This is a genomic window from Bacillus sp. SCT118 (assembly GCF_058566435.1).
Genome location: NZ_CP191225.1, coordinates 945,683 through 963,707, shown reverse-complemented (window position 1 = coordinate 963,707; position 18,025 = coordinate 945,683). Strand labels below are relative to the sequence as shown.

Sequence of the window (18,025 nt, the reverse complement as noted above, 5' to 3'; positions counted from 1 at the left end):
CAGCAATTCATTCTGTTCATATGTGATCCACGCCCATTGCCCGCAGCATTGTCCGAAACTTTGCGGACGTCTCCTGAAGCTCGTCCTCGGGCTTTGAACCGGCCACAACACCAGCTCCAGCATACAGGCGGAGTGAGCGTTCTTCTGCCTCTGCACAACGGATGGTCACGATCCATTCTCCGTCACCGGCATCGTCACACCAGCCGACCATGCCGGTAAAGAAACCGCGGTCAAATGGTTCAATGCTGAGAATCGCTTCTCTTGCAAGATCAGTCGGTGTTCCGCAGACTGCTGGCGTCGGGTGGAGCGCCGCCGCCAATTCAAGTGCAGTTACAGACGGATCGGAAAGCTCTCCCTTAATCACGCTGGACAGGTGCCACATCGTTTCCGTTTTGATCAGTGAAGGCTTCTCCGGAACCTCCAGCGTCCGGCAGAAAGGTCTCAGCGCTGCCGCAACCGCGTCAGCGACAACCGCGTGCTCATGAAGATCCTTTGCGGAAGAAAGCAATTCAGCTGCCCGGCGCTGGTCTTCAACAGGATCATTACTGCGCGGCCTTGAGCCGGCTAATGGATTGGAAACGACCTGTGTTCCCATCCTTGAAACGAGAAGCTCCGGACTTGCTCCGAGCAATGTTCGGCGGGGAGACGTTTCCTCCTGGCTGGACACGTCTGCGGCAAACGTGTAGCCATGCGTGTTATGCTGAGCCAGATGGCGAAGCAATTCATCCGTCTGAATCGGTTCAGGCGATGTCAAATGCAGCGATCTGGATAGGACGATTTTGCTGAGTGTTCCATCGGCAATGCGTGTCAGCCCTTGTTCAACACCATTTTTATAATCCTCAGGTTCAGGAACAGGCTTTATGTGGTATGTATGCCCAGCCTGCTGTTCCTTTTCCTCATGATCAAATTGAAGCGGTCCTGACCAGCGCACTTCCTCAGGTACAACGAGCCGCGCTGCTTTTACTTGATCAAAAGGAACGGCCCCGACAACAAGCGGCCGGCTTTGCCCTGATTGTTTTGCCTGACGCAACGTCTCTGCAATTCGGCCAGAAAGGGTTTCTATTTGGTTTTGCCCGTCTGCCTCCGGTACGATTTCACATATGCCTTTCGCTAACAGTACACGATGAGGAGACGCTAAGAAAAAGGCGCCCGGCTGATATTCATGAAGCAAATGCTCCGCTTTTGTTTCTGTTATAACGTTTTGATCCAACATTCTCATGAACCTCCTTTAAATTCAGTTACACGCCTAAGGTCGCGCCGCCATCTACGACTAAATTATGCATCGTAATATGCCCTGCCTGGCCAGAAACCAAAAAGAGCACCGCATCCGCAATATCCGAAGGCTTGGCTAGTTTTTTGAGCGGGATCCCTGTTTTAAATGTCTCAAGTGATCCTTTTATGACTTGCTCCGCTCCATTCTCGTCGGCCCATAATGACCACTGCATGTCTGTTTCCGTTGATCCGGGAGATACAATGTTGCAGCGAATATTGTATTCTGCAAGCTCAAGGCCAAGGCATTTCGTAAACATCACAGCCGCAGCCTTTGAAGATGCATATGCCGCCATAGATGTTCTTGGTACACCGGCAGCATTCGATCCAACTGTTACAATCGAACCTGATCTTCGGTCCATCATATATTTGCTGACTGAACGCGAGGCGTTAAATACGCCAGTCGAATTCACTGAGAACGTCGCCTCCCATTCCTCATCGCTAAGTGAATGGATCAGTCCCGGGCGAAGGACACCCGCTACATTCACTAAAATATCAATCGGCCCCATTTCACGTTCAATGCGCGCCGTGATCTCGTCAATCGCCGCGCTGTCTCTCACATCCGCAGGAAAAGCTTCTGCATGGCGGCCTTCTGCTTTGAGGCTGCTCACAACCTTATCCAGCTTTTCAGGATTATAATCAACTGCCGCAATATGTGCGCCTTGACTGGCAAGCGTCCGCGCAACAGCTTCGCCTATTCCTTGGGCAGCCCCTGTTATAAAAGCAATTTTTCCCTCTATACCCTTTGCATTCATATCATCAATTCCTTTCTTCGCTCTAAATGCCGAACAGACATCCAGCGAAAAAGACTGCTGCGCCTTGAAAAACGCAATCTATTGATAATGATTATCATTATCAATTATAAAAATAATCATATCCAAATGTCATGTGACAGTCAAATATAATTTCAGTGACAAATATTTTTTAAAGGCAAGGCTGAGTATGTCTCAGCCCATTGATAGATGCGGTCCGTCAGGGTGAAGCGCAAAACGCAGCGCCCGGCTGACCAAAACTGGAAGAACTGAAATATGTCCTTCTCCTGAAAACTCGCAAAATTCTGCCCGTATGCCTTGTTCAGATAAAACGGCCAGCCGCTCATAAAGCTCCCTTGCATTATCATTCATCCGGCTTTTATGATGCTGCTCCAATTCTCCTGCGGCAAGAAGGATATTGATAGGCTGATTGTTTTTCTTGGTGAGAGAGACGAAATCGTCCGTTTTCTCGAGAATAAACGGTTTATTCCAATGAATGGACGGACTTCCCGCGACATATGTTTGAAACGCATCGGGCTTTGTTAGCAGCACCTGCAGCACGAAAAGCCCTCCGAGCGAATGGCCAAAGATTGTTTGTCTTTTTTTATCAATCTGGTAATCTCGTTCTATCTCCGGTTTTAAATCCTCTTCAATAAATCTGAAAAAGCCCTCCGCTCCGCCATGCTCCGGCCATTCTCTGCCGTCGGGCCTTTCCGGCAGCTTCGATTGGGCTGTTGGCATTGTAAAATCCCGGTGGCGCGCTGAGGAGAACGGCTCCGCTGTCTCATAGCCAATGCCGACGATCACTGCAGGGATCACCCCGGTTTTTTCGGGTCGGCATCCCTGTATTCGAACGGCTTCCGTCATCGTTCCGAAGACAGAATTGGCATCCAGCAGATAAATCACAGGATAACCAGCGGGTGGTGGCGGCGTACTAGGTTTCGAGATAAAAATGTGATAGGTACGGTTTTCATTGCGTGAAGACATCATACGCACTTCCGTACCAGGAATCGTAAATGCGTTTGATGTCCCGCCATTTGTCCGGTCTGTTGTTTGCTCTTTCATGCAGTACGACATTCCTCTCCTTAAACTAAACCGCAATGTATGATAATGATTTTCACTATCAACTAGACACCTCAAATAATAGGTTTTCTTCCAAAGAAAGTCAACTTTTTCCCGAATAAAAAAGGCACCTTGATCAAATAAGGTACCTGCAGACTATCAATATGGAAGTAAAAACCTAATAAATGATGCGGATTGTCCTATTTGAAATAGAACCTTAATCCCATGCAAACCTTTGATTTTGCCAAGGATCGCCTCTCATGTGATAGCCATTCCGCTCCCAAAAGCCAGGGTGATTTTCTTTCGTAAATTGGATGCCGCGCAGCCACTTGGCGCTTTTCCAAAAATATAGATGCGGAAATACACCCCGCAGCGGAAAGCCGTGTTCAGGGGTTAAAGGTTCGCCATTATGCGCATAAGCCAGAAGGGAAGTTTCCGCTAAGAAATCATCAAGCGGCAGATTGGTCGTCCAGCCCTCTTCAGAATGTAAAATGACGTAGCCCGCTTCTTCTTTTACACCCGCTTTTTCCGCTATATCACAAGCCCGCACGCCTTGCCACACATTATCAAGCCTTGACCATCCCGTGACGCAATGAATGTCATTTTTCGATTCATACCGTGGAAAGGCTTTGACATCTTCAAAGCTTAACAGCATCGGATGGTCAACCAAACCGTATACTTGAAGATTCCATTTCGTCATATCTTCGTAATATGGGACATCTCCGGTATGAAGCACAGGAAATGAAGTGGTGACGTTTTGGTTTGGCGGCACTCTTCCAGATTGATCGGACTGTTTTGTTTTTCCGAAATACATATGGAGCCCTCCTTTTTGTTAACCTCATTTTAAATTATGTTGACAATCTTTTTGTTCTTTATTACTCTATGATTGTGTATGTCAACCTAAGGGGGAACAACGATGAAACAACGTAAACTTCGTGCGGGAGATATGGCGCTGATTGGCATGTTCGCTGCACTTATGGCTGTCGGGGCCAACATTACGTCAGTAGCACCCTTTTTACAAGTAGCCGGCATTCCGCTTTCGATGCAGCCGTTTTTCTGTCTCTTGGCAGCTTTGCTTCTTGGCAGCAAACGAGCAGCGATTGCCATGATTGTATATGCACTTGTGGGATTGGCCGGAGCGCCTGTGTTTGCTCAATTTTCAGCAGGCTTCGCACCGTTTGCAGGGAAAAGCGGCGGGTTTATTATCTCATACATCCCGGCAGCATTTGCAGCGGGATGGTTTTTAGAACGAAACATTCAGCCAAGTAAAATTCGATTTCTCATTGCTTCACTTATCGGAACGGCGATCATGTATCTCATCGGCACTACCTATATGTATCTTGCACTGAAGCTGTGGATTCATACGCCAGTGAGCTACGGGACGGCTTGGGGCTTTATGATTTGGTTTATGGTAAAAGATACAGCGCTGGCTGTGATACTGTCGTTTATCGCACCAGCAATCTACCGCTCTATTCATAAAGCAACCGGCTTTAACAGAAATCGCATATCGTCCATGTAAAACCGTTCTATTGGACGGTTTTTTTATCATAACGAGAAAAGGCTCCCCAGTAAAGGGGAGCCTTTTTCCTATAAAACAAGCGCTGCAATCCAGCCAAAGATGACAAGCGGAATATTATAAAATATAAATGTCGGCACACAAGTATCCCAAATGTGGTGATGCTGGCCGTCCGCACTCAAACCTGAAGTCGGCCCAAGCGTACTGTCACTGGCAGGTGAACCGGCATCGCCGAGGGCAGCAGCAGCTCCGATAATCGCAATCGTTGCCATCGGGCTGAATCCAAGCTGCATGCATAGAGGCACGAAAATGGTTGTGATAACAGGAATCGTCGCAAAAGAAGATCCGATCCCCATTGTAATTAATAAGCCGACAATGAGCATCAGCAATGCACCTAATGACTGACTGTGTCCGATAAAACCAGCTGACGTTTTGACCAGTGACTCGACATCTCCGGTTTTCGTCAACACGTTTGAAAACCCGGCTGCAACAAGCATGACAAAGCCGATAAAGGCCATTAAAACCATTCCATCAGTAATCAGTGAGTCCGCTTCATCACGCTTCATCACACCGCTGACAAACAGAACAATCAGACCAGCGAGCGCCCCCATAATCATTCCTTCTACTCCCAAAGTCTGAGATAAGTAAAGCTGGACGCCGAGTGACACGACAATGGCTAGAACCGCGATACCAATGCTTTTTCTCGTATATGGCGATGCTTCTGCACCTGAAATGTCTTTTGTTTCATATTGTTTCGGTTTACGGTATACGATCACTGATAAAATAAGGCCGACAACCATACCTGCAACTGGAATAATCAGTGCGTACGGAATATCAGCAAGCGGAACGTTTAACCCCGCATCCGCCATATTGTCCTTCAGCATTCCCTGGAAGATTTGGCCGAAACCGACCGGAAGCAAAATATAAGGAGCCGTTAAGCCAAATGTAATTACACACGCGATCAGACGGCGGTCCATTTCAAGTTCATTAAAGATTTTCAAAAGCGGCGGAATCAGCACCGGGATAAACGCGATGTGAACCGGAACGACGTTTTGCGAAAAACAAGATACAATTAAAATAATCAGCACAATCAGCACCTTAGAAAGTGCTTTTTTTCGAGAATCTTCTTTATTTCCGATTAATTTAACGGAGGCTTCCACCATTGCGTCCGGAAGACCCGTTTTCGTCAAAGCGGCGGCAAACGCGCCAAGCATAGCGTAGCTGACTGCAACGGTGGCATTTCCGCCGAGACCGTCTGTGAAAGCTTTAACCGTTTCGCCAAGACCGAGCCCGCCTGTTAACCCGCCGGCCAAGGCGCCTATAATTAATGCGATAACAATATTGACACGCAGCAGGCTTAATACAAGCATAAGCAGGACTGCGATGACGACTGCATTCATGATGATACCCCTCCAAAAATCCTTTAGCTTGCTAATGTAGTAGATAAATAAAGTACGAACGTATCGTATCATAACCGTTCCACTTTAGTCAACTAAAGATTTTGGAAGAAAAAAATCCCTGCCGCATCGTACAGCAGGGATTTTGATTACTCGTTTTTATCTTCTTCCAATGTAAATCGCTCCGCAAGTGTAGCCAGTGTTCTTGCCATAACGCCAGTAGCCCCGGCCGGCCCGAAGCAGGTTGCTTTATTGGCAGTCGCTGTGCCTGCAATATCAAGGTGAACCCAAGGTGTTGACTCAGCGAATTCACCAAGAAACGTTCCTGCCATAATCGCATGTCCCTCGCGTCCCGGTGAATTGTTGAGATCCGCCATTTGGCTGCTTTTCACGCGTTTTTTATCCTTCTCTGTGATCGGCAGCTGCCAGATCGCCTCGCCGCACTCTTGTGCAGCATCAGCTACCTGCTGGTAAAAGCTTTGATCATTTGTCATTGCACCGGTTGTTTCTGTTCCTAAAGCTACAACGACGCCGCCGGTAAGCGTAGCTACATCGACAAGAACTGACGCGCCATGCTGTTTCGCGTATGTAATGCCATCTGCAAGCACTAGCCTTCCTTCAGCATCCGTATTAAGGATTTCTATTGTTTTTCCGCTTAAAGATACGATCACGTCATCCGGCTTCATGGCCCCGCCGGAGATCATATTATCGGTTGATGGAATAACGCACAGCACGTTTTGCTCAGGACGAAGCTCTCCGATCGTTTCCATAGCCCCGAGAACCGCAGCTGCTCCTCCCATATCTGATTTCATGCCGACAATTCCAGATTTCGTTTTAATGGAGTAGCCGCCTGTGTCAAAGGTAATTCCTTTCCCGACTAGTCCGACGACGTCTTCCCATTCCTTTTTGCCCTGATATTTCAACACAATCATTTTCGGCGGTTCGGTGGAGCCTTGGTTTACCGCAAGTATTCCGCCCATACCGAGCTCTTCCATCTCTGATTTCTCCAGTATCTCACACTCAAAATCATATTTCGCCGCAAGCTCCTCAGCATACGAAGCGAGGTCAGTCGCTGTCAGCATGTTTCCCGGCATATTCACAAGCGTTCTAGCCGAATTTGTCCCTTGTCCGTATGCCTGGCCGACGCGAAGCCCCGCCTGCACTTCCTGTGTATCTTCATCTGTTACAACATACACGGCTTCAATTTGTTTGTCAGGCTCATTTGATTTGTGCTTATAATCCTGCACCTCATAGGAAGCAAGCAGGCAGCTCTCTGCTAAAGCATGAGCGGCATCGGCTGGAGGCACGTCTTCCGAAATAAACGTATCAAGCAGAACAGCAGTTTCTTGTTTTCGATCTTTATGAATGGCTTGAAAAACATGAGCAAAACGTTCCTTCGCCTGTTCAAACGAATAATTTGCTTCTCTCCCCAGACCAACGAAATAAATCCGTTTCATACCCGCAGAAGATGGAGGGAATACTTTTGATACTTGATTCGGTTTCGCAGAGACATCACCCTCTTTTAAAAGCAGTGTCAGATGGCCTTCGAGCATTTCATCAATTTCCAACGCTTTTCCTGTCAGCTGGCTTTTTTGAAAAAGCCCGACCACAAGGGTTTCTGTATGCTCTGATTGTTGAACCGCATAAAACATGAGGCTTACACTCCTAACGTAATGGGTATTTGTAATGAACAATGGTATAATAGGAAAAACATTCTTTCCACTATACTTATTTTAACAAACAACAGTCTAAGACTTGCTTTTTTCTTTTGAAACACGAAGGATTTTTCAAATAGAAAGGATGTCGCCGATGGAACTTTTAACGAATTTTCCTTTATTATCAAGCCTGGCCGCAATTATTTTTGCTCAGGTCATCAAAGTGCCCATACAGTTTATCGTGTCCAGAAAACTGGACTGGTCGCTGGTCACAAGCACAGGCGGCATGCCGAGCTCTCACTCCGCAGCGGTCACTGCGCTTTCTACAGGCGTAGCCTTGGAGCATGGATTAGACTCCTCACTCTTTGCGGTTTCCGCCATTTTCGCCGTCATCACCATGTTTGACGCAACTGGCGTCAGACGTCACGCCGGTGAGCAGGCAACAGTCATTAATAAGCTTGTCATTGATTTTAACCGTTTCGTAAATGAAGCGAAGGACTTCCCTAAGGCTGCAGAGAAAGAAAAGCAAAAAAAGCTGAAAGAGCTTCTCGGACATCAGCCGATCGAAGTCTTTTTCGGAGGCCTCACAGGTATTTTACTGACATTGGTACTCGCTTACTTTTTCATGTAAAAAAACGCTCCTGCTTTCGCTGGAGCGTTTTATTCTTTCACAGTTTTATATTGATTTCTGAACACTTGCAAAGATTTTGTTTCATTGAGCTTCTCAAGCTCATCCTCGGTAATCTTTCCCGTTCCCTTTTTAATCACATATACATCAAGGGTTTTTTTGCCCCATTCATTGTATACATCTTTGACTGTCTCAAAGTACAGATCAAGGCGGTTTCCCTTAATAGCTGATCCTGTGTCGGCCACAACTCCGAGACCGTAGTTCGGAATGAATAAAATTGTTCCGATCGGGAAAACGGACGGGTCAGCAGCAACCGTGGAATATAAATCCCGTTTCACTTTCACACCTGAATATGTAAGCCCGTATAATGGATCACCGGGATTTTTGCCCGTCGACTCAGCTCCTGCTGTGTAGCCTGTTGCTGTTACTCTTTGGACTGGATATTCATCCCAATCAAATGCCTCTTCTAACGGTTTTGTTTTATCCTCAGCCGCGGACGTGGTTTGTGTTTGTTTCTGCTGCAATGCTTTTAATGTCAGTCCTGCATGCTTCAAGTGCTTTTCCTGATGTTCCTGCACCCATTTTGACAAGTCCTTCGCTTCAATTCCTGACACTGATAAAAATGTCGTGCCAAATGCAAGCAGAAATAAACAGGTCATCAGCAAACGTCTGATCATATTCAACATCATTCACCTCTCCTCCGAATCATTGTTCCCAAGTGGAGAGAGCATTATTCAAAATGATGAATGAGTTGAACACATAAAAAAAGCTTTCTTTAGAAGAAAGCGGCATTTAAAACATTTGATATCCTCTTTTTCTGAGCATGTTGATCGCTATACCGGACACGATGGCGCCGGCCAAACCGCTGGCTAAAATCAGCACATCGGCAGCCGCTAATGATAAGACACGATGAAACAGGCTGGCAAAGGATTCTCCCGGCGACTGGACATAGCTGATCAGCTTTTCTTTGCTGATAATGAAAAGGACTACAATCGGATAAATCACAGCCATAATCCAAGACATTCTCAGCAGCATGTTTAATAAGAAACCGATTCCAAAAAACAAGACAAAAAACAAAACAATTGAGATGATTACGACTGGCAGACTAATCAACCTATTCCACCCCCCTGCGTTGTTTTTAGTGTAACGCGGGGGCTGAAATAAAGTCAACGGCTGGAAAAAGAATGACTGTCTTTTCCTGTCCCCTGGCAAGACGGACAAGTCTCTGAACCGCCGAGAATCAATTGAAAATATCCTTTCCCTGAACAAAATGGGCATGCATGTGAAGCGGTTGTCGTTGCAGTTTTCATCTAATCATCACCCTTTTTCTTAATTTTCTGATAATATACCATATCAAGCTGTCAACAATAAAGTCAGATCATGTGACAAATCTTTTGATGTAAGCGGAAACATACTTATTTTCCTCTCATTCTCTTTTTATTTTGGCGTTTTTTAATAAAGAAAACCCGCTTCCGCGGGTTTTTAGAAAAACTTGAACTTGCCTTTTTTCAGTGTCAGTCCGAGTCCGCCAATCATAAACAGCGAGCGGTTATCAATGACTTTTTTCATAAACGAAGCCGGCGTGCCTTTCAGCTTTCTGCCATAAACAACCCCAACCGCGTTATGCTCGCCAAGAGAAGCCACTGTTCCCTTAATGTCCGGCTTGAATTCCTCAAGCTCTCCGCCTTTAATAAGCCTGCCAAGGTTTTTAGCGACCGTTATGCCCTGCTGCATTGCAATTTGCGCAGTCGGCGGATACGGACGCTCTGTATCTTCATTCATAAACAGCGAGCTGTCGCCGAGAATAAAGACATTGTCATGTCCCGGGGCGCGGAGATCAGGGTTGACTTTGACCCGGCCGCGCATATTTTCAAAACCGGCTTCCTCTACAATCGGATGGCCGCGGACACCTGCCGCCCATACAACGGTTTGCGATTTGATCTGCTCTGGTTCCTCATCTTTTTTGCCGACTCTGACTCCTTCTGGTGTACATTCTTGTACAGCCGTGCCGATCTTGAACTCAACTCCGTTTTCCTCAAGATAATGTACGGCGTAATCAACAAGTTCCGGATCAAAGCCCGGCAAAACGGTCGGCGCTGCTTCCACACAAATAATGCGGACAAGACTTCTGTCAACGTCATACTCCTTACAGAGCTCCGGCACGCGAGCAGCCAGCTCGCCAAGAAATTCAATTCCCGTAAATCCGGCACCGCCAACAACGATCGTTAACCTGTCCGGCCGTTTTTCCGCTTCCGTATTGTAAGTCGCAAACTGCAGCTCAATATGTTCCCGCAGCAGGCGCGACGTGTTGATGTTGGCGATCGGAAACGCATATTCTTTCAAGCCTTTAATGCCGAATGTTTCAGGCACGGCGCCGAGCCCGATGACTAAATAATCGTACTGCAGTTCTCCATTCGCAAGCACAACTTTTTTCTCATCAATTTTGATTGCCTTTACGGTATCCTGTACAAAATTCACCCGTGACTGGTTGATTACACCTTTTATCTGATAACGGCAGCGGTCATGATGGAGCGTACCCGCGCTCGCTTCATGCATCCATGTCGTTTCATAATGATAATTGTGTTTATTTACAAGCGTAATGTCAGCATCATTCGGACCGACATATTTCGTCAGCCTCGTCACCGTCATCAATCCGCCATATCCTGCACCTAAAATCACGATTTTGGGCTTATTCAATGCCATCACATCCACCTTCTCTTTTTTTGCTTTTGTTAGACCCATAATAAAATCATCATTTGTGTTAGCTTCAGCTAATTGGCGGGATTTTATGAAATATATTGAAAAGTTTTTTGTGAAGTCCTTACCCATAGCACTATTATCATGTTTATCCGGCTGGCCCAAGAAACATTCAGAAAAAGATCATTTCATTTGGTTATTATCGTAGCGGCCTGCGGAAATATTTTCAAGAACGGATGGGCACGTTAGATCCTTACGATTTTTTCTGCTGACTCGTCAATTTGAACGGCAATATGGTATAATTAATAACAATTTTCATTTAGGAGGCAATTTTCGTATGCGAGAGGATACAAAGGTTTATGATATTACAATTATAGGCGGGGGACCGGTCGGCTTATTCACTGCTTTTTACGGCGGAATGAGACAGGCAAGCGTCAAAATTATCGAAAGCCTGCCTCAGCTCGGCGGACAGCTTAGCGCCCTATACCCTGAGAAGTATATATATGATGTAGCGGGATTCCCGAAAATCCGCGCGCAAGAGCTTATCAATAACCTAAAAGAGCAAATGGCGAAATTCGACCAAACCATTTGTCTGGAGCAAGCGGTTGAATCTGTTGAGAAACAAGCGGATGGCGTGTTTAAGCTTGTAACAAATGAAGAAACCCACTACTCTAAAACGGTCATCATCACTGCAGGAAACGGCGCATTCAAACCGAGAAAGCTGGAACTTGAAAATGCCGAGCAGTATGAAGGCAAAAACCTCCATTACTTCGTTGATGATCTGCAAAAATTCGCCGGCAGACGCGTTGCGATCCTAGGCGGTGGAGATTCCGCGGTTGACTGGGCGCTTATGCTTGAGCCAATCGCAAAAGAAGTATCGATCATTCACCGCCGTGACAAGTTCCGTGCGCACGAGCACAGTGTGGAAAACCTTCATGCGTCGAAGGTTAATGTCCTGACACCATTCGTCCCTGCGGAGCTGATCGGCGAAGACAAAATCGAACAGCTAGTGCTTGAAGAAGTGAAAGGCGACCGCAAAGAGATTTTAGAAATTGATGACTTAATCGTCAACTACGGTTTCGTTTCATCTCTTGGACCGATCAAAAACTGGGGTCTGGACATCGAGAAAAATTCCATTGTCGTGAAATCAACAATGGAAACAAATATCGAAGGCTTCTTTGCAGCAGGTGACATTTGTACATACGAAGGAAAAGTCAACCTGATTGCCAGCGGCTTCGGTGAGGCACCGACAGCAGTGAACAACGCCAAGGCTTACATGGACCCGAAAGCCCGCGTACAGCCTCTTCACTCAACAAGTCTTTTTGAAAATAAATAATAAAAAAGGAGCTTGTGTCTGCGACACAGCTCCTTTTTTATTTGAAGATATTTATATAATTCAATGCAGTTCCTACAACCAGCGCAATCACAAGGGCTGCGACTACCCAGATCATTGCCATAATAATACGGTCCTGAATCTTTTGGGACTTCGGTGTTTTTTCTTCGTTTTGGGCCATCTTATTCGCTCCTTTCCCATGTCCATGCCATAAAGAAAGCCTGGTGCTGAACGACCAAGCTTTGCTGAACGTATATCATTCGCGTTTTGATCCGCTCTCTAAGACCATTCGTTAAAACTATGATACCTAAACTCACCCTGCATGACAAGCTTCGGCACTTGCACCATACCTGCCAGGAAATCATAATGTTTGACATCCTAAATAAAACAGAGTACATTATAGAAGGCGAACATTTCATATAATATCATTTTAAATATTCGTTTTTAGGAGTGAAAAACATGGAAAACGTATTTGATTACGAAGATATTCAGCTAATTCCTGCAAAATGCATTGTAAATAGCCGTTCAGAATGTGATACATCCGTACGTTTAGGCGGACGTACATTTAAATTACCCGTCGTCCCTGCCAATATGCAGACGATTATAGATGAAAAACTAGCGATTTCATTAGCCGAAAATGGCTACTTTTATGTGATGCACAGATTTGAGCCTGAGACACGAATTAATTTTATTAAAGATATGAACGCACGCGGCTTATTCTCTTCTATCAGCGTGGGCGTCAAAGAGGAGGAGTATGAATTTGTCCGCCAGCTGGCAGAAGAAAATCTGACTCCTGAATACGTGACAATTGACATTGCTCACGGGCACTCAAATGCTGTCATTGAAATGATCCAGCACCTTAAAAAACATTTGCCGGACAGCTTTGTTATTGCTGGCAATGTCGGAACGCCGGAAGCGGTCAGAGAACTTGAAAATGCGGGTGCGGATGCCACTAAAGTCGGCATTGGACCGGGAAAAGTATGTATTACGAAAATCAAAACCGGCTTCGGCACAGGCGGCTGGCAATTAGCTGCGCTGCGCTGGTGTGCCAAAGCAGCCAGCAAACCGATTATCGCGGATGGCGGCATCCGCACCCATGGCGACATCGCAAAATCAATCCGATTCGGCGCAACGATGGTCATGATCGGTTCACTATTTGCCGGACACGAAGAATCGCCAGGCCAAACGATCGAAAAAGACGGAAAGCTTTACAAAGAGTACTTCGGCTCAGCCTCTGAATTCCAAAAAGGCGAAAAGAAAAATGTCGAAGGCAAAAAAATGCACGTGGCGCATAAAGGCTCAATCAAGGATACACTGATTGAAATGGAGCAGGATCTTCAATCTTCTATTTCTTATGCAGGCGGAACAAAGCTTGACGCCATCCGCAATGTGGATTATGTGATTGTGAAGAATTCCATTTTTAATGGGGATAAATATTAATCATAAAAAAACGCCAAGTCAGCGGTTCTCCGCTTGAGTTGGCGTTTTCTGCTACTTCTTCAGCAAAGTAAGCTTATATTTGCTTTTTGAATTTATTTTCCATCAGTTCTGCCATTTGTTTTGCATTTGGATTTTCTTCATTTTGCAACTGTTCAATGATGTTCATATAATCCGTTTCATTTCGGTTCTGGCTTAATTTATATGCCGCTTGAATGTCTTCCACCTTAATCTTAAATCCAACGATGCCTTTCAATTCACTTTCTAAGAGTTTTGGAGAAAGCTTATCCCATAATACAGGATTGTCACGATGCTTTTCGTATTTCTCCAGCATGATTGTTAATTCTTCTGCTAATTCATCTTTCTCTAACATACTTGCTTTTCCATACATGTGGACAGCCTGATAATTCCACGTCGGAACATTTTCGCGTGAATACCAGGAAGAAGAAATATAAGCGTGCGGTCCCTGAAACATCACAAGCACATCTTCACAGGCTTCAAACGTTCTCCACTGAGGATTTCCATAAGCGAAATGCCCCGTAATATAGTAATGATCGTCTTTTTTATTGAATCCTAACGGCAAATGTGTGGCAATTGGTTTTCCTTGTTCTGTTGTGACAATCGTACCAAAGGAGTTTTCTTGAACAAAATTCCAAATGTCTTCAGCATTTGTGACTTTAAAATATTTTGGAATATACATCATCATCCACCCTTCGAAAAATATTATATGAGTGTTTTAGCCATGATTAAATCCGTTTGTTCTTCATCACCCATATAAAAAGAGTGGGCGCCGGTCTGAACAAACCCCATTTTCTTATAAAAGGCAATGGCATTTTCATTTTTTTCCCACACACCTAGCCAAATGTTCTTTTTATTACGTTCCAGCGCAATTTCTATAGCTTTATTCAACAGATGTTTGCCAAGCCCATGTTTTTGAAAGCTGTTCTTTATATAAATTCTCTTGATTTCAAGTGATTCAGCACCCATTTCTTCAGACTGAGCATCATCGATATTGACCTTTACATATCCAGCGATTTCATGATCAAAGTAAACAAAAAAGAATTGCGAAGACATATTGGATAACTCTTTTTCCAGTTGCTCAGTGTTAAATGCGCTTTCTAAATAGGATTTCATATTTTCAGGTGAGTTCTGTTCTTTAAAAGTGTCATTGAATGTTTCAATACTCAATTGTTGGAGTGTTTGTAAATCTTCCCGGCTGCATTTTTTCATTTTTACACTCATTGTTCGGATTCAGCCCCTTTATTAAAAATTCAATTGTCTTGTGTCCCTTTTTAATATATTTAAACACGGACAGATACTGACCTTGTTACCATTCCAAAAACCTTCTTCATCATCAACTCCCTAACTTTTTTGTTGTAGATGCAACAAAATATACTCCGCATTAAATATAGCGTAATTTTGATGTATTTACAACAAAAATCAAACAGCAATGCGGATTTTCTCTTGCCGAAGTTCCCGGAACTCTCTGCATCATTTCCCCATAATAAAAACGCCTCCCTTAACGATGATCTATCGCTAAGAAAAGCGTCAGTAATAGTTGCTATCCGTTTTTAGTGCTTAGCACTCTTCAGGCTTGCCTGCATTCGTTGCTGTTCTGAACGAAGAACCGCATCCGCATGAAGCGATGGCGTTTGGATTGTCGATGGTGAAGCCGCCGCCGAGCATGGATTGTTTATAATCAATCACGGTGCCGTTCATGATGTCAAGGCTTTCTTTGTCAACTAGAACAGTGATGCCGTGCTGATCAAACACACTGTCTGATTCACTCTTTTCATGCTCAAAGCCCATGCCGTAAGAAAGTCCGCTGCAGCCGCCGCCTTTGACGCCTACACGCAGAAACGCGTTTTCTTCTTCATGCTCTTTCATCATATCTTTTATATGCAAAGCTGCTGCTTCTGTAATTGTTACCGGGTTGCTCATCATTGTGAACCTCCTTTTAAAAACCGGTTGCTGTCTTTTATTATAAACATGATCGTCCCAATTCTCAAACAAGGTGTTTTACAAGAAATAGACACCCTCACAAACGGTTTCAGCCGGCCCTGTCATCATTACATGGCCGTTATCTTTCCAGTTTATCACCAAATCCCCGCCTGCTAAATGCACCGTGATGTCTTGATTTCGCTTTGATACGCCGTTTAATACAGATGCGACCGCCGCTGCACATGCTCCTGTCCCGCATGCCTGAGTAATCCCTGATCCCCGTTCCCAGACGCGGAAATGCAATTCTTGTTCATTCACAGTTTCAACGAATTCCACATTGATGCCTTCCGGAAATCTCGGATCTTTCTCAATCACCGGCCCCAGTGTCGTTAAGGGTGCCTGTTCAATGTCTGCGATCGGAAAAACGATATGCGGATTTCCCATTGAAACGGCAGTGCCTGTTAGTTCTACTTCACCAAATGCCATCGTTTCATTGATTGTGCGCTCTTCCCCGCCGTCAAGCATCGGGAGCTCGGATTTTGTCAAGCGCGGTTCGCCCATATCGACAGTGACCACATTCACTTTTCCGTTTTCGACTTGAACCTCCGCTTTCACAAGCCCGGAGAGAGTTTCAATCAGAAAAGATGTTTCCTCAACCAGCTTATGCTCATATGCGTATTTTGCGACGCAGCGCAGGCCGTTGCCGCAGTTTTTCCCTTCAGACCCGTCATTATTAAAAATCCGCATTTTAACAGGCGCTTGGTCTGATGGGCATATCAGGATCATTCCGTCGGATCCGATCCCTGTATAAACAGAAGAAACCTGAATTGCAATCTCTGACAGTTTTTCTTCTGGAAGCTGTTCTTCAAATTGATTCACATAAATATAACTGTTTCCCAGGCCGTGCATTTTGGTAAATCGAAATGAGTTCATAGGTGCCTCCAACTTTTTTTCTTTTTCTTAGTATAAAAGCTATTATAAGCGGACACAATACAATTATCCCCCGTTTTTCATACATAAAAGCTCCTTGCACTGACGCAAGGAGCTTTTATCGTTTATATAAACATGCCGGCAATGGCTGCGCTGAGCAGATTGGCTAATGTTCCTGCAAGAACAGCCTTCAGGCCGAGACGTGCGATATCTGAACGGCGGCTGGGTGCTAAACCGCCAAGCGTACCAAGCATAATCGCAATTGATGAAAAATTGGCGAATCCGCATAACGCGAAACTGATAATGGTAGCAGTTTTCTTAGAAAACTCGCCGATGTGCGGACCGAAGTTAGAATAAGCGACAAACTCATTCAGCACCAATTTCTGGCCGATATAGCTTCCCGCCTGCAATGCTTCATGCCAGGGCACGCCAATCAAAAAGGCGATAGGAGAAAACACATAGCCGAGAATGGATTCTAATGTTACGCCTTTTAAACCGAACAAGCCGAAAGCCCCGCCGAGAATACCGTTTACTACAGCGATTAACGCAACAAACGCAAGCAGCATCGCCCCAACGTTTAACGCAATTTGCAGTCCTGTTGACGCTCCCTTTGCAGCTGCGTCAATGACATTGGCTGCGCCTTCACCTTCATCCATTTTGAAATCGCTTTTTACGGTTTGCGTTTTTTCCGTTTCGGGTATAATCAATTTACCAAAGACTAGTCCAGCTGGAGCAGCCATAAAGCTGGCCGCCAGCAAGTATTCAATCGGAATACCGAGTAGCGCGTACCCAAACAAGGTAGATCCCGCAACTGCCGATAGACCGCTCGTCATAATCGTAAACAACTCAGAGCGCGTCAGCCCCGCAATCAGGGGTTTGATCACTAACGGAGATTCTGATTGTCCTACAAAAATATTGGCAGCAGCCGCCAGAGATTCCGTTTTGCTTGTTCCAAGGAGCTTCGACAATCCGCCGCCAATGACACGGAAAACGAGCTGCATGATTTTCAAATGATATAAAACTGCAATCAGTGCTGAGAAGAAAATGATAACGGGCAGTACACTTAATGCAAATGCCGGACTGTCTCCGACCTTTAGAAGCGGTCCAAAAATAAAACTGATGCCTTCATTCGCATAGTCAATCAGAAGCTGTACACGGCTTGAAAACCATAAAAAAACAGCGCGTCCCGCTTCCCATTTCAACACGATGTATCCAAACGCCACCTGTGTGCATAAACCAACGATGACGGTTCTTATCTTAATATTGCTTTTCTTTTCTGAAAATAAAAACGCGATAGCAATGATCGCAACTGCGCCCAGCAGCCCCCACAGAACATTCATGAATACTCGTACACCTCTTAAATTTTATTTAAAAAAATATCTTTTATACGATAACAATAATATTTTTT

The 18,025-nt window shown here is 45.2% G+C and carries 20 protein-coding genes; 4 read left to right on the top strand and 16 right to left on the bottom strand.

From position 1 onward, the window contains the following. Positions 1-16: 16 nt before the first annotated feature. The 4 genes from dhbC to ACQVGT_RS04815 form a co-directional block, all read right to left on the bottom strand. Complete coding sequence (dhbC, locus tag ACQVGT_RS04830; RefSeq protein ID WP_015483641.1) at positions 17-1,213, bottom strand: isochorismate synthase DhbC; 1,197 nt, start codon at positions 1,211-1,213, stop codon at positions 17-19. Between the two features lie 25 nt (positions 1,214-1,238). Further along, on the bottom strand, positions 1,239-2,024 hold the full coding sequence (locus ACQVGT_RS04825) for a 2,3-dihydro-2,3-dihydroxybenzoate dehydrogenase (protein WP_015384536.1): 786 nt from the start codon (positions 2,022-2,024) through the stop codon (positions 1,239-1,241). Positions 2,025-2,216: 192 nt separating this feature from the next. Beyond that, positions 2,217-3,086: a ferri-bacillibactin esterase BesA gene (gene besA / locus ACQVGT_RS04820; RefSeq protein ID WP_015384537.1), complete on the bottom strand. Its 870-nt coding sequence runs from the start codon at positions 3,084-3,086 to the stop codon at positions 2,217-2,219. Between the two features lie 214 nt (positions 3,087-3,300). Then, positions 3,301-3,897, bottom strand: coding sequence for a sulfite oxidase-like oxidoreductase (locus ACQVGT_RS04815; protein ID WP_015384538.1), 597 nt, complete (start codon positions 3,895-3,897; stop codon positions 3,301-3,303). A gap of 102 nt (positions 3,898-3,999) precedes the next feature. Between ACQVGT_RS04815 and ACQVGT_RS04810 the strand changes: the two genes are divergently transcribed. Continuing rightward, positions 4,000-4,602 carry a biotin transporter BioY gene (locus ACQVGT_RS04810; protein ID WP_015483642.1) on the top strand — a complete coding sequence of 201 codons (603 nt, stop codon included), beginning with the start codon at positions 4,000-4,002 and terminating at the stop codon, positions 4,600-4,602. Between the two features lie 68 nt (positions 4,603-4,670). Here ACQVGT_RS04810 and ACQVGT_RS04805 read toward each other — a convergent pair whose 3' ends face one another. Continuing rightward, positions 4,671-5,999, bottom strand: a complete 1,329-nt coding sequence (locus ACQVGT_RS04805; protein WP_003228736.1) for a Na+/H+ antiporter family protein — start codon at positions 5,997-5,999, stop codon at positions 4,671-4,673. A 146-nt stretch (positions 6,000-6,145) separates the two neighbouring features. Next, positions 6,146-7,648 (bottom strand): leucyl aminopeptidase, encoded by a 1,503-nt coding sequence (locus ACQVGT_RS04800; RefSeq protein ID WP_015384541.1) that lies wholly within the window; start codon positions 7,646-7,648, stop codon positions 6,146-6,148. 157 nt (positions 7,649-7,805) lie between these two features. Between ACQVGT_RS04800 and ACQVGT_RS04795 the strand changes: the two genes are divergently transcribed. Next, positions 7,806-8,282, top strand: coding sequence for a divergent PAP2 family protein (locus tag ACQVGT_RS04795; protein ID WP_003244337.1), 477 nt, complete (start codon positions 7,806-7,808; stop codon positions 8,280-8,282). 29 nt (positions 8,283-8,311) lie between these two features. Here ACQVGT_RS04795 and spsC read toward each other — a convergent pair whose 3' ends face one another. The 4 genes from spsC to ACQVGT_RS04775 all read right to left on the bottom strand — a co-directional run bounded on the left by spsC (position 8,312) and on the right by ACQVGT_RS04775 (position 10,982). Further along, a complete protein-coding gene (spsC, locus tag ACQVGT_RS04790; RefSeq protein ID WP_072175151.1) occupies positions 8,312-8,968 on the bottom strand; it encodes a stationary phase survival protein SpsC in 657 nt (218 codons plus the stop codon). Between the two features lie 103 nt (positions 8,969-9,071). Next, complete coding sequence (locus ACQVGT_RS04785) at positions 9,072-9,392, bottom strand: YuiB family protein (protein ID WP_015384543.1); 321 nt, start codon at positions 9,390-9,392, stop codon at positions 9,072-9,074. 53 nt (positions 9,393-9,445) lie between these two features. Continuing rightward, positions 9,446-9,589, bottom strand: a complete 144-nt coding sequence (locus ACQVGT_RS04780) for a YuiA family protein (protein ID WP_003243733.1) — start codon at positions 9,587-9,589, stop codon at positions 9,446-9,448. 172 nt (positions 9,590-9,761) lie between these two features. Beyond that, on the bottom strand, positions 9,762-10,982 hold the full coding sequence (locus tag ACQVGT_RS04775; RefSeq protein WP_041518259.1) for an NAD(P)/FAD-dependent oxidoreductase: 1,221 nt from the start codon (positions 10,980-10,982) through the stop codon (positions 9,762-9,764). 331 nt (positions 10,983-11,313) lie between these two features. Between ACQVGT_RS04775 and yumC the strand changes: the two genes are divergently transcribed. Then, entirely contained in the window at positions 11,314-12,312 is a 999-nt protein-coding gene (gene yumC, locus ACQVGT_RS04770; protein ID WP_003220618.1) for a ferredoxin--NADP reductase 2, read from the top strand. 37 nt (positions 12,313-12,349) lie between these two features. On the opposite strand, the gene ACQVGT_RS04765 is transcribed toward yumC, so the two are convergent. Beyond that, complete coding sequence (locus ACQVGT_RS04765) at positions 12,350-12,490, bottom strand: hypothetical protein (RefSeq protein WP_003228723.1); 141 nt, start codon at positions 12,488-12,490, stop codon at positions 12,350-12,352. 278 nt (positions 12,491-12,768) lie between these two features. Between ACQVGT_RS04765 and guaC the strand changes: the two genes are divergently transcribed. Then, on the top strand, positions 12,769-13,749 hold the full coding sequence (gene guaC, locus ACQVGT_RS04760; RefSeq protein ID WP_015483645.1) for a GMP reductase: 981 nt from the start codon (positions 12,769-12,771) through the stop codon (positions 13,747-13,749). Positions 13,750-13,822: 73 nt separating this feature from the next. Here guaC and paiB read toward each other — a convergent pair whose 3' ends face one another. From paiB to ACQVGT_RS04735, 5 genes are all read right to left on the bottom strand, one after another. Continuing rightward, on the bottom strand, positions 13,823-14,446 hold the full coding sequence (gene paiB / locus ACQVGT_RS04755; RefSeq protein WP_015483646.1) for a protease synthase/sporulation negative transcriptional regulator PaiB: 624 nt from the start codon (positions 14,444-14,446) through the stop codon (positions 13,823-13,825). Between the two features lie 23 nt (positions 14,447-14,469). Next, complete coding sequence (gene paiA / locus ACQVGT_RS04750; protein WP_015384547.1) at positions 14,470-14,988, bottom strand: spermidine/spermine N(1)-acetyltransferase; 519 nt, start codon at positions 14,986-14,988, stop codon at positions 14,470-14,472. 336 nt (positions 14,989-15,324) lie between these two features. Beyond that, complete coding sequence (locus tag ACQVGT_RS04745; protein WP_003244166.1) at positions 15,325-15,687, bottom strand: HesB/IscA family protein; 363 nt, start codon at positions 15,685-15,687, stop codon at positions 15,325-15,327. Between the two features lie 78 nt (positions 15,688-15,765). Continuing rightward, positions 15,766-16,620 (bottom strand): diaminopimelate epimerase, encoded by an 855-nt coding sequence (dapF, locus tag ACQVGT_RS04740; RefSeq protein ID WP_015483647.1) that lies wholly within the window; start codon positions 16,618-16,620, stop codon positions 15,766-15,768. A 122-nt stretch (positions 16,621-16,742) separates the two neighbouring features. Then, entirely contained in the window at positions 16,743-17,957 is a 1,215-nt protein-coding gene (locus ACQVGT_RS04735) for a NupC/NupG family nucleoside CNT transporter (RefSeq protein WP_003228710.1), read from the bottom strand. Positions 17,958-18,025 lie beyond the last annotated feature (68 nt).

Excerpts from the sequence above, each read along its gene's own strand:
- ACQVGT_RS04735 (WP_003228710.1), bottom strand. The coding sequence starts at position 17,957 with ATGAATGTTCTGTGGGGGCTGCTGGGCGCAGTTGCGATCATTGCTATC.
- ACQVGT_RS04815 (WP_015384538.1), bottom strand. The coding sequence starts at position 3,897 with ATGTATTTCGGAAAAACAAAACAGTCCGATCAATCTGGAAGAGTGCCG.
- yumC (WP_003220618.1), top strand. The coding sequence starts at position 11,314 with ATGCGAGAGGATACAAAGGTTTATGATATTACAATTATAGGCGGGGGA.
- ACQVGT_RS04805 (WP_003228736.1), bottom strand. The coding sequence starts at position 5,999 with ATGAATGCAGTCGTCATCGCAGTCCTGCTTATGCTTGTATTAAGCCTG.
- paiA (WP_015384547.1), bottom strand. The coding sequence starts at position 14,988 with ATGAGTGTAAAAATGAAAAAATGCAGCCGGGAAGATTTACAAACACTC.
- ACQVGT_RS04745 (WP_003244166.1), bottom strand. The coding sequence starts at position 15,687 with ATGAGCAACCCGGTAACAATTACAGAAGCAGCAGCTTTGCATATAAAA.
- ACQVGT_RS04810 (WP_015483642.1), top strand. The coding sequence starts at position 4,000 with ATGAAACAACGTAAACTTCGTGCGGGAGATATGGCGCTGATTGGCATG.
- besA (WP_015384537.1), bottom strand. The coding sequence starts at position 3,086 with ATGAAAGAGCAAACAACAGACCGGACAAATGGCGGGACATCAAACGCA.
- ACQVGT_RS04775 (WP_041518259.1), bottom strand. The coding sequence starts at position 10,982 with ATGGCATTGAATAAGCCCAAAATCGTGATTTTAGGTGCAGGATATGGC.
- dhbC (WP_015483641.1), bottom strand. The coding sequence starts at position 1,213 with ATGTTGGATCAAAACGTTATAACAGAAACAAAAGCGGAGCATTTGCTT.
- ACQVGT_RS04825 (WP_015384536.1), bottom strand. The coding sequence starts at position 2,024 with ATGAATGCAAAGGGTATAGAGGGAAAAATTGCTTTTATAACAGGGGCT.
- ACQVGT_RS04800 (WP_015384541.1), bottom strand. The coding sequence starts at position 7,648 with ATGTTTTATGCGGTTCAACAATCAGAGCATACAGAAACCCTTGTGGTC.
- dapF (WP_015483647.1), bottom strand. The coding sequence starts at position 16,620 with ATGAACTCATTTCGATTTACCAAAATGCACGGCCTGGGAAACAGTTAT.
- spsC (WP_072175151.1), bottom strand. The coding sequence starts at position 8,968 with ATGATGTTGAATATGATCAGACGTTTGCTGATGACCTGTTTATTTCTG.
- ACQVGT_RS04795 (WP_003244337.1), top strand. The coding sequence starts at position 7,806 with ATGGAACTTTTAACGAATTTTCCTTTATTATCAAGCCTGGCCGCAATT.
- ACQVGT_RS04765 (WP_003228723.1), bottom strand. The coding sequence starts at position 12,490 with ATGGCCCAAAACGAAGAAAAAACACCGAAGTCCCAAAAGATTCAGGAC.
- ACQVGT_RS04780 (WP_003243733.1), bottom strand. The coding sequence starts at position 9,589 with ATGAAAACTGCAACGACAACCGCTTCACATGCATGCCCATTTTGTTCA.
- paiB (WP_015483646.1), bottom strand. The coding sequence starts at position 14,446 with ATGTATATTCCAAAATATTTTAAAGTCACAAATGCTGAAGACATTTGG.
- guaC (WP_015483645.1), top strand. The coding sequence starts at position 12,769 with ATGGAAAACGTATTTGATTACGAAGATATTCAGCTAATTCCTGCAAAA.